The following is a 14,258-nucleotide window of genomic DNA, read 5'->3' on the forward strand; positions in this document are numbered from 1 at the left end:
ACGCCCTACGCGCAGCGCCTTACTGCGCCGTCCAGCCGCCATCCATCGGCAAGGTCGTGCCGGTGATCTGCCTGGCCGCGTCCGAGCACAGGAACAGCGCAAGTGCGGCAAGTTCCTCGACGGTGACGAATTCCTTCGTCGGCTGTGCCGCGAGCAGCACGTCGTGCTTGACCTGTTCCTCGGTCATGCCGCGCGCCTTCATCGTGTCGGGAATCTGCTTCTCGACCAGCGGCGTCCAGACATAGCCCGGAGCGATCGCATTGACGGTGACGCCGTCCTGCGCGGCTTCCAGCGCCACCGTCTTGGTCAGGCCGGCTATGCCGTGCTTGGCCGAGACGTAGGCCGATTTGAAAGGCGAGGCGACCAGCGCATGCGCGGAAGCCGTGTTGATGATGCGGCCCCATTTGCGCGCCTTCATGCCGGGGAGCGCGGCCTTGATCGCATAGAAGGCCGCTAGCAAATTGATGCGGATGATGGCTTCCCACTTGTCGTCGGGAAACTCCTCGATCGGCGCGACATGCTGGATGCCGGCATTGTTGACCAGGATGTCGAGGCTGCCGAAGGCTTCCTCGGCCTCGCGCACCATGGCGCTCACCGCCGCGCCGTCCATCATATTGGCGCCGGAATAGCGGCACCTGACGCCGAAATCCTTCTCGATACCGGCGCGCTCCTGCTCGATTGCCACTGCGTCGCCCAGCCCGTTGATGGTGATGTTGGCGCCCTCGGCAGCGAAGGCGCGGGCTATGGCCAGGCCGATACCGCTGGTCGAGCCAGTGACGAGGGCGTTTTTCGAAGACAGCAAACCCATGGGGGATCTCGCGCGAAGTGGGAGGGAGGTACGATCATATATTTGTGCATTGCAGCACGACAATGCCAGAGCCATATGTCGATGCGATTACAGCCAGATTGCGGCCCAACCCGGTCCGCGATTGACCTTGCGGCCATGGTCGCCCGGCTGACACGGGACTGTCATGGTGCCGTGCAACATAATTTGACTGCGCGTTCGCGCAGTCATCCCGAATGAATGGGGTACAGACTTGGAAATCGCCGATGTCGTGAAGCGCGCCTATGCGATGCCGCTCACCAACCCGTCCTTCCCGCCCGGTCCCTATCGTTTCTTCGACCGCGAATACGTCATCATCACCTACCGCACGACGCGCGAGGCGCTCGAAGCCGTCGTGCCGGCGCCGCTGGAGATCGACGAGCCGCTGGTCAAGTACGAATTCATCCGCATGCCGGATTCGACCGGCTTCGGCGACTATACCGAGACCGGCCAGGTCATCCCGGTGCGTTACAAGGGCCAACACGGCGGATATGTCCATTCGATGTATCTCGACGACGACGCGCCGATCGCCGGTGGCCGCGAGCTTTGGGGTTTCCCGAAGAAGCTCGCCAGCCCCAAGATCGCGCATGAGGGCGAGGTGGTGGTCGGTACCCTTCACTACGGCAGCGTTCTGTGCGCCACCGGCACGATGGGCTACAAGCACCGGGAGGCCGACCACGATCAAGTGCTGGCCTCGCTTGCCGCGCCCAATTTCCTTCTCAAGATCATACCGCATGTCGACGGCACGCCGCGTATCTGCGAGCTGGTTCGCTATTACCTCACCGATATAACGCTGAAAGAGGCTTGGACCGCACCTGCCGCGCTCGACCTCAGGCCTCATGTCATGGCCGACGTGGCAAAGCTGCCGGTGCTCGATATCGTGTCCGCCGTCCATTTCACCACCGATTTGACGCTCGGGCTGGGCGAAGTCGTCCACGATTACCTCGCCGGCCACGGCCACTCCGGGACCAGCACAACCCAGCCGGAGAAGGCTCGTGCTTGAACGCACCCACAACAACGCGCCCGCCGCCACCATTGCGGAAATCACGGCGCAATATGACCGCATCGCGCTGGTGTTGCAGGGCGGCGGCGCGCTCGGCGCCTATCAGGCCGGCGTCTATCAGGCGCTGGCCGAAGCCGGCTGCGAGCCGAGTTGGCTGTCCGGCGTGTCGATCGGCGCCATCAACGCGTCGATCATCGCCGGCAATGAGCCGAGCCGCCGGCTGCAGCGTCTCGAGCAATTCTGGCAGACGATTTCGGGGCGCAAGATCTGGGCCTTTACGCCCGAAGGCGACATCTACCGCGACATCCGCAACCGCACCTCCTCGTGGATGACGATGGCCATGGGCCAGCCCGGCTTCTTCAAGCCGCGCAATCCCAATCCCTGGTTCGAACAGCCGGGTGCCGACGGCGCCACCAGCTTCTACGACACCGCGGAATTGAAGGACACGCTGGAAAGACTGATCGACTTCGACATTCTGAACGACGGCAGGAAGCGGCTCAGCGTCGGCGCGGTCAATGTCAGGACCGGCAATTTCGTCTATTTCGACACCGACAATGTGCGCATCGGCCCTGAGCACATCATGGCCAGCGGCGCGCTGCCGCCGGCCTTCCCATCGGTCCGCATCGACGGCGAGTACTACTGGGACGGTGGCATCGTCTCCAACACGCCGCTGCAATATCTGCTCGACCAGGAAGAGGACCGCTCATCGCTGGTGTTTCAGGTCGACCTGTTCAGCGCGCGCGGCACCTTGCCGCGCGGCATGGCTGACGTGCTGTCGCGCCACAAGGACATCATGTATTCCAGCCGCACGCGCCAGAACACCGACAATTTCCAGCGCATTCACGCGCTGAAGATGAAGCTGCTCGATGCGCTGAATCGCGTTCCTCCCGAACTGCTGAAGGACGGCGAGAAAGAGCTGATCGCCGATTATTCGGATGCCGGCGTCGTCAACATCGTCCACCTCATCTACCAGCACAAGGGCTACGAGGGGCACGCAAAGGATTACGAATTCTCCGGCACCTCGATGCGCGAGCATTGGGAGATGGGCCTGGAGGACACGCAGCGCACGCTGCGCCATCGCCAGTGGCTGACCCTGCCGACCGATGTCGAGGGCGTCGCCATCCACGATCTGCACCGCGAAGATCCCACCTAAACCAGGCCTTCAGCCTCGGTAGGATTGCTCTGAACAAGTTAAAGGCAGCGTCCCTCCGGCGCTGCCTTTAACTTTGTAACGACTGTTACGTTTCGCTCAGAACACCTGGCGGAAGACAATGAAAAGCACGAAGGCGAGCGCAATCGAGCATGGCAGCGTCAGCACCCAGGCAAGCAGCAGGTTGCGCACCGTCGACCACTGCAGGCCCGAACCGTTCGCGGCCATCGTGCTGGCGACGCCGGAAGACAGCACATGCGTCGTCGACACCGGCAGGCCCAGCCGGTCGGCCATGCCGATGGTCACCATGGCGACGAGTTCGGCGGCGGCACCCTGGCCATAGGTCAGGTGACGCTTGCCGATCTTCTCGCCGACCGTAACGACGATGCGCTTCCAGCCTACCATCGTGCCGAGGCCGAGCGCCAGCGCAACGGTGATCTTCACCCAGAGCGGGATGAACTTCGTCGCGTTTGCAATGCACAAAAGACGGGAAGACGCTATGTCCGGACGATGAAGCTGGTATGACGATTTCGACCGGCGGTTGCATTCGGTTGAACCCGAGCCCAACCTCAGCAGGCGCGGCAACTCATTTTGCAATCTCCAGCAGCGACGCCACCAGCAGCCGGCGCTCGTCCTGCGAGAGCACGTCGGAATCGAAGAGATTCATGCTGCGAAGCCCTTCTATGGCGAGAAAGCAGACCAGCAGCGCCTTGATATCGGGCGTCTCATCCTTCAGCCGCTCGAACAACTGCTGCTTGAAGGTTTTTATCGGCGTCATGAAATCGGGATCCTCGGCGATTGCCGAAAAGATCCAGGATGCCGAGGGTTTCGGCTCCTCGCAGTCATCGGCCGAAAGCCTGACATAGGCCGCAAGCCGGCTTTCGCCGCCATTGTCGGCCGCGCGGGACTCCAGCGCTTGCTCGAATTCGCGCAGATAGTCCTCCACCAGGCCCTGCATCAGTTTTGCCTTGGTCGGGAAATTGTAGAGCAGGCCACCCTTCGACACGCCGGCGCGGCTGGCGACGGCGTCGAGCGACAGGCTGCCGGGACCGGTTTCCCGCGCCACCTCGGCGGCGGCGGCGAGGATCTTGTCGCGGGAATTTGCTCTGCGGGTTTTCATCGGCGCCTCCCCTTACATTAGCCTATGTGGAATTGACAAGACCGTCCAGACGGTACAGTAAGACCGCCATCATTTGAAATCGGGACATGAGAAGAATATCTGTCCCGGATCGACCGCCATGCCGGTCGCCGGTTGAGGGGGCACTCTTGTTCAAGCGCACAATCCAGACAATCGTCATCGCCTTGGTTTTGCTCGTGCTCGCGGTGGTATGCGGCGGCATCGTCGGCTTCAACTTCCTGCGCGACAACGGCATCAAGCAATACTTCGCCACGATGAAACCGCCGGCGGCGACCGTGTCGACATTCGCCGTCAAGCCGACAGCGTGGACGCCGGGCATCGAGGCGATCGGCACAGTCAGTGCCGTACACGGCGTGGACCTTACCGTCGAAACCAGCGGCATCGTCAGGCAGGTCCTCTTTCACGCCAATCAGAAGGTTGCGGACGGCGCGGTCCTCCTGCAGCTCGACGATGCCGTCGAGCGCGCAGATCTAGAAGCGACGAAGGCGCAAGTGGCGGTCGTCCAGACTGCGCTGACGCGCGCCATCGAACTGCAGAGGCGCGGCGTTAATCCGGAAGCTACGCTCGACACGGCGCGTGCAACCGCAGCCGCCACCGAAGCCCAAGTGGCCAAACTGCAGGCGGTGCTCGACCAGAAGCGGCTGACGGCGCCTTTCAGCGGCACGGTGGGTATCCCGAAAATTGACCTTGGCCAGTATCTCGCGCCAGGCACCGCGGTGGTGACTTTGCAGGACCTCGACACGATGCGGGTTGACTTCTCGGTTCCCGAACAGCAGCTTCCGTTGCTCAAGATCGATCAGACAGTGCGGCTGGGAATCGGCGGCGGCGACATGCCTTTCGCCGGCAAGATCCGCGGCATCGACCCCAAGATCGACCCGGCGAGCCGGCTTGTCAGCATCCGGGCCGAAGTCGCCAACACGGAAGGCAAGCTGACGCCTGGCCAGTTTGTGCAGGTGCGTGTCGAACTGCCCGAGGAAAACAACGTGCTGGCGCTGCCGCAGACGGCATTGACATCCAGCCTCTATGGCGACTTCGTCTTCGTCGTGCGTCCGGCCAAGGCTCAAGAAGCCGCTCCGGCCCCGGCAGCCAAGCCGGAAGAAAAGCCGGCCGACAAACCTGCGGCGGATGCCGCCAAGCCCGCGGCGGATGCGAAGAAACCCGCTGCCGAAGGTGCTGCGGCAAAACCAGCTGACAAGGCGGCCGCGGACCCGGCCAAGCCTGCAACAGAAGCGCCGAAGCCGGAGCTCGTACTGTCCCAGGTCTTCGTCAAGCCGGGCCGCCGTAACAACGGCATGGTTGAGGTCTTGGAAGGCATCGCTGCTGGCGACGAGGTCGTCACCGCCGGTCAGAACCGGCTCTACAACGGCATGTCCGTTGCCGTCGACAACACGATCGACCCGACCAAATCGGCAAACAACCAGGCCGCCCAGCAATGAGCATTTCCGACATCTTCATCCGCCGCCCGGTCCTGTCGACCGTTCTGGCCTGCATGATCCTGCTCCTGGGCTTCCAGGGCATCTTCAACCTGTCGATCCGGCAATACCCGAAGGTCGATGAAACCGCGATCACGATCACGACCGCCTATCCCGGCGCCAGCGCCGACCTGATCCAGGGCTTCATCTCCGCGCCGATCGCGCGTGCCGTCGCCTCGACCGAAAACATCGATTACGTCACCTCCGCCAGCCGGCCGTCGTCTAGCACCGTGACAGTGCAGATGAAGCTCGGTTCCAATCCCGATGTCGCGCTGACTGAAGTGCTGTCGAAGGTCCAGGGCGTGCGCGGCACCTTGCCGGATGCATCCAAGGACCCGGTGATCGTCAAGGGCACCGGTGATCAGTTCGCGATGATGTACATCTCGATGCAAAATCCGAACATGACGAAGGAGCAGCTGACCGAATATATCGAGCGCGTCATCCGGCCCCGTATCTCGACGGTGGAAGGCGTTGCCGACGTGCAGATCTTCGGCGCCCAGGAATATTCGATGCGCGTCTGGATCGACCCGGTCAAGCTTGCCGCGCGCGGCGTCACCGCGGCGGACGTGCTGACCGCCATCAACGACTCCAACTTTCTCTCCGCGCCCGGCAATACCCAGAACGAGTACGTCGTCTCGTCGATCACCGTACGCTCGACATTGCAGACCCCGGAGGCTTTCGCCGAGCTTCCGCTTCGCTCAAAGGACGGCAACGTGGTGCGGTTGCGCGACGTTGCACGCGTGGAACTGGGTGCGGAGAACACCGACACCAGGGTCAGCTTCAACGGCAAGCCCGGCACCTTCCTCGCTATCTTCCCGACGCCGGCGGCGAACCCGCTGACGACGGCGGCTGCGATCCACAAAATCGTGCCGACGATCCAGGACACGCTGCCGAAGGGCATGACGATCGAGATCGTCTACGATTCCACCGAACAGATCAGCGCCTCGATCGAGGAGGTATTCAAGACCATCGCCGAGGCGGTCGCCATCGTCATTGTCGTCATCCTGCTCTTCCTCGGTTCGTTCCGCTCGGTGATGATGCCGATCGTCACCATTCCGCTGTCGCTGATCGGCGTCTGCTTCCTGCTGTTTTCGGTCGGCTATTCGATCAACCTCTTGTCGTTGCTGGCCATGGTGCTGGCGATCGGCCTGGTCGTCGACGACGCCATCGTGGTGGTAGAAAACATCCACCGCCACATGGAAGAGGACCACATGTCGCCGATGCAGGCGGCCTTCAACGGCATGCGGGAGATCTTTTCCGCCATCGTCGCCATGACGATAACGCTGGCCGCCGTGTTCGCGCCGCTGGCCTTCACCGGCGGCCTGACCGGTGCGCTGTTTCGCGAATTCGCCGTCACCCTTGCCGGTTCGGTGGTGCTGTCGGGTATCGTCGCCGTCACCATCACGCCGATGATGTCGGCGCGCCTGCTGAAGGCCGGCGCGCCCGGCCGTTTCCAGCGCACTGTCGACGGCACCTTCGGATGGGTCGAGCGCGTTTATGAGAAGGCGGTCAAAGGCTCGCTGAATTATCGCCCGGTGACACTGATCATCGTCCTTGCGCTGGTCGGCGTCACCGGCTTCGCGTTTACCAAGACCTCGAGCGAACTGGCGCCGGAGGAAGACCAGGGCTTCCTGCTGTCGATCGTGACCGGGCCGCGCTACGCGACGTCGGACTATACCGAGACCTACGTCAATCAGATCCTGGGTCTGGTGAAGGATATCCCGGAAACACGGGCGCAGTTCTCGGCGGTCGCCTTCGGCGGCCAGACCAACGGCGCCTTCGTCGGCTTCGCGTTCAAGGACTGGGCCGAGCGCGCCCGCAGTTCGAAGGAGCTCCAGGCCGACATACAGGGGCGTCTCGGCAAGGTCGCCGGCGTCGAGGCCTTCGTCTTCGCGCCGCCGACGCTGCCGGGCTCCGGCGGCGGCCTGCCGATCTCGATGGTGGTGCGCTCGACCGGCGCCGCGTCGGAGGTTTACGAGGCGGCGGAGCAGATCAAGAACAAGGCGCAGGCCTCCGGCCGTTTCATCGTCGTGCAGAACTCCATGTCCTATGACGCGCCACAGGTGACGGTGACCATCGACCGCGATCGCGCCGCGGCCCTCAACCTGCCGATCGCAGACATCGGCCGCACGTTGACCTTGCTGGTCGGCGGCGCCGAAGTGGCGCAGTTCGACCGCGACTCCAACAGCTACGACATCATCCCGCAGGTGCCGCAGGAATTCCGTGACAATCCCGAGAAGCTGGCCGAGTATTTCGTGCGCAGCGCCTCGGGCGAGATGGTGCCGCTTTCTTCCGTGGTAACGATCTCGACCAACGCGTCGCCGGCGGCCATCGAGCAGTTCAACCAGTTGAACTCGGCGACGATTTCCGCGCTGCCGCTGCCAGGCGTCACCACTGGCGACGGACTGAAGGCCCTGGAGGACATCGCCAAGGAGAGCCTGCCCGAAACCTTCTTCGTCGACTATTCCGGCCAGTCCAGGCAGGAGAAGGAACAAGGCAACACGATCCTGATTGCCTTTGCGGCCGCCGTGCTGGTCATCTATCTGGTGCTGGCGGCGCAGTTCGAAAGCTTCCGCGATCCGCTGATCATCATGATGGCGGTGCCGCTGTCGATCTTCGGCGCCATTGTGCCGCTCAATCTCGGCCTCGGAACGCTGAACATCTACACCCAGGTCGGGCTGATCACGCTGATCGGCCTGATCACCAAGCACGGCATCCTGCTGGTCGAGTTCGCAAACCAGCAGCGCGAGAAGCACCAGATGTCGCGACGCGAAGCGATCGTCGCCTCTGCCAAGGTCCGGTTGCGGCCGATCCTGATGACGACGGCGGCGATGGCGCTGGGCGTGGTGCCGCTGATCGTCTCCAGTGGTGCCGGCGCTGCAGCCCGTTACTCGATGGGCCTGGTGATCTTCACCGGCATCCTGGTCGGAACCATGTTCACGCTGTTCGTGGTGCCGATGTTCTACACTTTCATCGCCAGCAAGGACCTGCCGCATCATGCCGAGAAGCCGGATCCGAAGCTGATGCCGGTGCCGGTGGATTGACAAAGACAAGAGACAAAAAAAGAGGCCGGATTTTCCGGCCTCTTTTTTGGCTGAGCTGATTTACCGCCGAAGCCACTTCCAGCGCCTTCCAGCGGGAGCCTGAAACGGTGAAAAGCGCGGCAGCTTGCCGAAGCTTCACAGCCGGCTCCAACCACAGCCTGCTACTTGACGATGACGATACTGGTGTTGGCCGGGCCAAAGGCCTCGACCAGCTGGTAGAAATCGGCGGCATTGTCAGGATGCAGCCGCACGCAGCCATGCGAGGCCGGCCGGCCGAGGTGCTTGATGGCATAGGTCGCATGCACGGCATAGCCGCCGTTGAAGAACACCGAATGCGGCATCGGCGCATTGTCGTATTTCTTCGAGTACCACATCTCATGCATGCGGGTCGGCTTGAACGAGCCGGTCGGCGTGACATACCCCCTGCCGCCGGTCGACACCTTCCAGGCGAACGTCGGCCGGCCGTCGACCAGCACTTCCATGGTCTGCTGCGAAAGCGAGACACGGGCCAGGATCTGGTTGGCGTGAGCCGCGCCACTGCCGAAGAGCAAGGCCGCGCCGGTGAGCGCAGCAGCAGTGATGTTGATAAGCTTGGCGGAAATGGTGGTGTGCATGATGTCCCCTCTCTCTGCCGGTCCGGCCGGCTCCAATTCGATGGCGGACTTATCGCTGCGTCATGTTTCAGGCTGACTTCGCTTGATGCTCGCTTTTGTTTCGAATCTGTTTCCTAATATTAACAAGAATGGTTACCCCGACCGACCGGTTCAGGCCACTATGGTCTGGCGGCTCTGCAACCCAACACAACCAGTCTCTCACGCTTTTGCGAAACAAAGACGCGATTTTCCTTTACAAGAAAGGGACTTAAGCTGTCTCGAAACCAATCTGCAACAAAGTCCCGCCCGCGCGGCATGATCTGGATACAGCCCGGCCGCACAGTTGACGTAACGAAAAGCAGTCGGCACCAAACGAAAATGAGCAGGAAAACGAACATCCCGTTCTGGATCTTCAGGATAAGCATCGCGGCGATCATCGTCGGCGGCGTCGGCACAGTTGCCGGAAGCCCGATGACAACGCTTGCGGCGATGAATACGGGCGAGGTTTCGACACTGCATGCCGCACTGTTCATAGCCACGGTCTGGATCGTCTCCAGCCTGCGCATTAACCGGCTCAAGGCCCTCTGGCGGGTCGGCCTTGGGCTGAAGTGGATGCGCGGCGCCTCCGGCTACTTGCTGCCGAGAGGACCGAAGGCCCGCGCCGCGACGGGGGGCTCCGTGGGCGGCGCGGGCACTTCGGGGGTTTCCTGAAGCGCCAATATATTTTGGTCTGATCTGAAGGGATGGAAAAATGAACACGAAATCTGCCGCCGCGGTGCTTTCTGCATTGCTTTATGCCCAAGCCCTGCTCGGCTTTGCCGGCCTTGCCGCGGTGCTGTTGCGGGATCGTGCCCAGACCTATGAGGTCACCCTCGCCAGCGATATGCCGTCAGGGCCATCCGAACTCGTGGTGCGCTGAGCGATTGCATCGGACCCAGAAGATGGAGACCGGTCCGATGCTGAAACAAAGAAACAGGATGACCGCCCTGTTCTCAGTCGGCGCGCTGCGTCGGCGGATCGAACCGGTAGCCGGCTCCTCTTATCGTGGTGATGGTATCTGTGTCGAGCTTGCGGCGCAGCCGCACGATGCGCGAATCGATCGAGCGATCGAAGGCGTCGGCGTTCTCAGCAGGTGCCGCCGCAATGATGTCGTCGCGCGTCAGCACCTTGCGCGGGCTGGCCAGAAACAGCCTGAGCAGCGCCACCTGGCCCGGCGAGAGCTGGTCCTCAGTGCCCGAGCGATGCATGACCATGGCCGACCTCAGATCGACGGTCGCATTCTCCAGCACCACCAGTTCCCCCGCACCTCTGCCGCGCCGCGCCAGCAGGCCGCCGATGCGCGCGGCAAGCTCGCGGACATTGAGCGGACTTTCGACGACGTCGGCGGCACCGAGCTCGAGCGCCAGCACCTTGTCGACAAGGTCGGCCGGCCGGCAGATCAGGATGAAATCAGGCCCGCCCTCGCCGCCATGGCGCCTGAGCAGATCGCGTCCCTCGGCCTGGCTCAGACTGTCGCCGACAACCACCACGTCGATGCCCTTGGCCGAAAGCAGCGATTCCGCTTCCCAGGGCTGGCGCGCTTCGCGCACGTCGTGGCCACGCCGCTCAAGATGGTCGGCGAGATCGCTCGCAACCACTTGCGCTACGGATACGAGCGCGATGACCGATCGTGCCATGTTTTTCCACCCCGCGACAGACATCTCAAGATGAGTGCTGGACATGATGTTTATACCCAATCTACTTTCCGCTGAAAGCGGGAGCGAGAGCATAGTGCGGGCACGGATTGTAGTCGTCGAGGACGAGCCTGACCTGAGGGAGGCGGTCGCCGAGTATCTTGGCGCCAGCGGCTATGAGGTGGCGATGGCGGAAAGTGCCGCCGAGGCGCGGACCTTGCTGGAAACGCAATCCTTCCATCTGGCCATTCTCGACATCGCCATGCCCGGCGAGGACGGTCTGTCGTTCGGCCGCTGGCTGCGCTCCAAAACTCCGATCGGCATCATCTATGCCACCGCCGCCGGCACCGCGCTCGACCGCATCGTCGGACTGGAGCTCGGCGCCGACGACTACATCGTCAAGCCGTATGAGTTGCGCGAGGTTCTGGCCAGGGTGCGCAGCGTGCTGCGCCGCGTTCCGCAGCCGACCGTGCCGCAGGCCGCCAAGGCCGAGACGGGCGCCGGGCGCCGCCTGAGCTTCGGCTCCTTCCAGGCCGATCTCGACGGCAGGCTCGTCACCGGCGCCAACGGCGCGGTCATTGACATGGCCAAGAGCGAGTTCGACGTGCTGGAGGTCTTCCTGACCCGCGCCAACCGTCTTTTGACGCGCGCCGCAATCTCCGAAGCGATCGGGTTTGTCGAAGATCCGGAATCCTCGCGCGCGGTCGACATTCGCATCATGCGGCTGCGCAAGAAGATCGAGGCCGATCCTGCCAATCCGAAATTCCTGCGCACGGTACGCGGCGAAGGCTATATCTTCTCGCTGCCGAATGGCGACAGCAAATAGGCCGCGGCCCGGCGTCGTGGATTGAAGTTCTCGCTGTTTCGGCGATAGGGTTCGCCAATTTTCAGGATTCAAAACCGTAAGACAGCGCCGCGCGTCCTTTCGGACACGCAAGCGAAGCTGTAGCATTCTGATTTTGCGCAGGATGCTTCCGGAAATCGGCATCGATTTTAGGGCTCATGCGCTGAATTCCGTGGTTTATCAGATGTGGCTTTTGGATAATTGCTGATCATGACTGCCGACGCAGCAAACACGGACATGAAGAGCGACCGCCAAGGCGCGGCGATGGCGGCTGTGCGCGTCGTTCGCCGGCTGCGCGAGGCCGGCGACTGGCAGCGCGAGATGGAGACCATCCTGGAGACGCTGTGCCGCGCCATGGATTGCCAGCGCGGCATCCTGTTCCGGTTGCGCGAATTGCCTGGCCAGGGCTTTGCCCAGTCTGTCTCGGCCTACTGGATCGACGCCGACTTCGGCGGCGAACTGGCATCACCGACGGTCATCATGCAATCGGTCGTCAATTCGGATCCGCTGCTGGAGCGGCTGGGCGAGGACGAGCGTCAGGGCAAGGTCTTCGCCGGTCATACGCGCAATCTGGAAGGCTTTCTCAGAACCGACTTCGAAAAGCAGAACATCAAGTCGTTCCTGTCGGTTTCGGTCTTCGCGCACGGCCATCTGTGGGGCACGCTCGCGGTCAACGACTGCGTCGACGAGCGCGACTGGACCGACGAGGAAGAGGCGACGCTGCACATCATCGCGCTCGCCATCGGCGACGCCATCGAGCGCTCGCCCTCGGACGCCCATGCCAGCGAAGTCATCCGCCGTACCATGCTGCAGGCCTCGCTCGACGCCATCATCGTCATCGACGAGACCGGCTCGATCATCGAATTCAATCCGGCCGCCGAAAAGATGTTCGGCTTCCGACGCTCTGACATACTCGGCAAGGACCTGCTCGATACGGTGGTTCCGGCATATTATCGCAAGGGCTATGCGTCGGGCGCCGACTATATGTCGGGCCGTGGCTCGCCGATGGTCGGCCAGCGGCTCGAAACGGTCACCCAGAATGCGGCCGGCGAGGTCTTTCCGATCGAATTGACGGCGACCGAGATGCGGGTCGCCGACCGCCGTCTCATCTTCGGCTCGATCCGCGACCTGCGCGACAAGCTGCGCGCCGAGGAGGAGATCGGCCGCCAGCGCGAGAAACTGCATCAGAACGAGAAGATGGCGGCGATGGGTTCGCTGCTGGCAGGTGTCTCGCATGAGCTGAACAACCCGCTTGCCGTGGTCGTCGCGCAGTCGACGCTTCTGCACGAATTCGCCACCGACCCGCAGACCAAGGTGCGTGCCGAAAAGGTCCGCGCCGCCGCAGAGCGCTGCGGCCGTATCGTCAAGAGCTTCCTGTCTATGGTGCGCCTGCATCCGGCGGCACAGGCCGAGACCGATCTCAACCAGGTGATCCGCGCGGCACTCGAAGTGACCGCCTATGGCGCACGGTCGAGCGGCATAATCATCGACACCGATTTCGCCGCCGGCCCGCTGCTGGCCATGGCCGATGCCGACCACGTGACACAGGTGGCGGCCAATTTCCTGATCAACAGCCAGCATGCTTTGGCCGGGGTCGCGGGCGACCGGCTGATCAAGGTGCGCACATTTCGCAGCGACCGCGGCAATCCCGGCTTTTCGATCGAGGACAACGGACCGGGCGTGCCGGAAGCGATCCGTTCGCGCATCTTCGAATCCTATTTCACCACCAAGCCGGTCGGCGTCGGCACCGGCATCGGCCTGTCGATCTCGAAATCGATCATCGAACGGCACAACGGCAACATCTGGTTCGAGGAAGTCCTGCCGAGGGGTGCCCGCTTCGTCGTTCAGTTGCCGGCGATCGCCGCCGGTGCTACCGCGGCCGGCGAAAGCCCGGCGCGCTCGAGCGGCCTGCGGCATGCGCTGATCATCGACGACGAGCCCGATGTCGCCGGCTCGCTGTCCGACATTCTGGAGCTGATGGGCTTGAAGTCGAGGGTGGTGGCGGCCTGGACATCGGCAGCCGGGATCCTCGCAGGGCATATGCCGCCCGACATCGTCTTTTCCGACCTGCGCATGCCCGGCACCAGCGGCATCGCCATCTATCGCGAGCTGCTTGCCGAACGGCCTGACCTGGCGCAGCGCTTCGTGCTCGTCACCGGCGACCTGATCGGCGCCAAGGCCGAGATCGAGGCGTTGCCGGCGCCACAGCGCCCGCAAATCCTCGAGAAGCCTTTCAGCACGCTGGACGTCCGCGGCGTGCTCTCGGCCATTGCCGAGCAGGTCGCCGTGGCCGCCGGCTGACCTGTGCTTGGGGTCTGTTGAGATTCAGGTCAGGCCTGGCCGAGAGTGGTGGTTTCCGAGAACCGAAATGGGGCGCATATTTGGGTACGTGACTATCGGAAGCGCAGGATACCGCCATTCGCAGGTCGGCCTCACCTGAATATCAACAGGCCCCAAAAAAAAGACTCCCGACCGACGTGCGGCGGGAGCCTGACTGAGCGCTGGAGGTGCGCTCTGG

General features: G+C 62.9%; 12 protein-coding genes and 1 pseudogene. 8 read left to right on the forward strand and 5 right to left on the reverse strand.

Annotation, left to right across the window (positions count from 1 at the left end; translation table 11 throughout):
• Window positions 1-19: 19 nt before the first annotated feature.
• Complete coding sequence (locus D3227_RS07040) at window positions 20-808, reverse strand: 3-hydroxybutyrate dehydrogenase (RefSeq protein WP_120013413.1); 789 nt, start codon at window positions 806-808, stop codon at window positions 20-22.
• Between the two features lie 229 nt (window positions 809-1,037).
• Between D3227_RS07040 and D3227_RS07045 the strand changes: the two genes are divergently transcribed.
• Together D3227_RS07045 and D3227_RS07050 are read left to right on the forward strand one after the other, a co-directional pair.
• Entirely contained in the window at window positions 1,038-1,826 is a 789-nt protein-coding gene (locus tag D3227_RS07045; RefSeq protein ID WP_120013414.1) for an acetoacetate decarboxylase, read from the forward strand.
• The gene (locus D3227_RS07050; RefSeq protein WP_120013415.1) at window positions 1,819-2,979 is read left to right on the forward strand and encodes a patatin-like phospholipase family protein; all 1,161 of its coding nucleotides are present in this window, start codon (window positions 1,819-1,821) and stop codon (window positions 2,977-2,979) included. The genes D3227_RS07045 and D3227_RS07050 overlap by 8 nt, the downstream gene beginning before the upstream one ends.
• Before the next feature lie 96 nt (window positions 2,980-3,075).
• On the opposite strand, the pseudogene D3227_RS07055 reads toward D3227_RS07050, so the two are convergent.
• Window positions 3,076-3,453 (reverse strand): annotated as a pseudogene (locus D3227_RS07055) (inorganic phosphate transporter); the annotation flags it as partial.
• 109 nt (window positions 3,454-3,562) lie between these two features.
• Complete coding sequence (locus tag D3227_RS07060; RefSeq protein WP_120013416.1) at window positions 3,563-4,096, reverse strand: TetR/AcrR family transcriptional regulator; 534 nt, start codon at window positions 4,094-4,096, stop codon at window positions 3,563-3,565.
• A gap of 146 nt (window positions 4,097-4,242) precedes the next feature.
• Here D3227_RS07060 and D3227_RS07065 point away from each other — a divergent pair, with 146 nt between their 5' ends.
• Window positions 4,243-5,550, forward strand: coding sequence for an efflux RND transporter periplasmic adaptor subunit (locus tag D3227_RS07065; protein WP_120013417.1), 1,308 nt, complete (start codon window positions 4,243-4,245; stop codon window positions 5,548-5,550).
• Window positions 5,547-8,630 carry an efflux RND transporter permease subunit gene (locus D3227_RS07070; RefSeq protein WP_120013418.1) on the forward strand — a complete coding sequence of 1,028 codons (3,084 nt, stop codon included), beginning with the start codon at window positions 5,547-5,549 and terminating at the stop codon, window positions 8,628-8,630. The genes D3227_RS07065 and D3227_RS07070 overlap by 4 nt, the downstream gene beginning before the upstream one ends.
• 161 nt (window positions 8,631-8,791) lie before the next feature.
• On the opposite strand, the gene D3227_RS07075 is transcribed toward D3227_RS07070, so the two are convergent.
• Complete coding sequence (locus tag D3227_RS07075; protein WP_120013419.1) at window positions 8,792-9,244, reverse strand: L,D-transpeptidase; 453 nt, start codon at window positions 9,242-9,244, stop codon at window positions 8,792-8,794.
• 357 nt (window positions 9,245-9,601) lie between these two features.
• Between D3227_RS07075 and D3227_RS07080 the strand changes: the two genes are divergently transcribed.
• A complete protein-coding gene (locus tag D3227_RS07080) occupies window positions 9,602-9,934 on the forward strand; it encodes a hypothetical protein (RefSeq protein WP_120013420.1) in 333 nt (110 codons plus the stop codon).
• A gap of 40 nt (window positions 9,935-9,974) precedes the next feature.
• Window positions 9,975-10,142, forward strand: coding sequence for a hypothetical protein (locus D3227_RS41500; RefSeq protein WP_167480629.1), 168 nt, complete (start codon window positions 9,975-9,977; stop codon window positions 10,140-10,142).
• 73 nt (window positions 10,143-10,215) lie between these two features.
• Here the strand turns inward: D3227_RS41500 and D3227_RS07085 are convergent, their stop codons facing one another.
• Window positions 10,216-10,899 carry a response regulator transcription factor gene (locus tag D3227_RS07085; RefSeq protein ID WP_120013421.1) on the reverse strand — a complete coding sequence of 228 codons (684 nt, stop codon included), beginning with the start codon at window positions 10,897-10,899 and terminating at the stop codon, window positions 10,216-10,218.
• A gap of 46 nt (window positions 10,900-10,945) precedes the next feature.
• Here D3227_RS07085 and D3227_RS07090 point away from each other — a divergent pair, with 46 nt between their 5' ends.
• Both D3227_RS07090 and D3227_RS07095 read left to right on the forward strand, forming a co-directional pair.
• Entirely contained in the window at window positions 10,946-11,722 is a 777-nt protein-coding gene (locus D3227_RS07090) for a response regulator (protein WP_208646348.1), read from the forward strand.
• A 228-nt stretch (window positions 11,723-11,950) separates the two neighbouring features.
• Window positions 11,951-14,041: a sensor histidine kinase gene (locus tag D3227_RS07095; RefSeq protein WP_167480631.1), complete on the forward strand. Its 2,091-nt coding sequence runs from the start codon at window positions 11,951-11,953 to the stop codon at window positions 14,039-14,041.
• The last annotated feature ends 217 nt before the right edge of the window (window positions 14,042-14,258 follow it).

Origin of the sequence: Mesorhizobium waimense (genome assembly GCF_003601975.1) — a bacterium.
Lineage (GTDB): Bacteria > Pseudomonadota > Alphaproteobacteria > Rhizobiales > Rhizobiaceae > Mesorhizobium > Mesorhizobium waimense.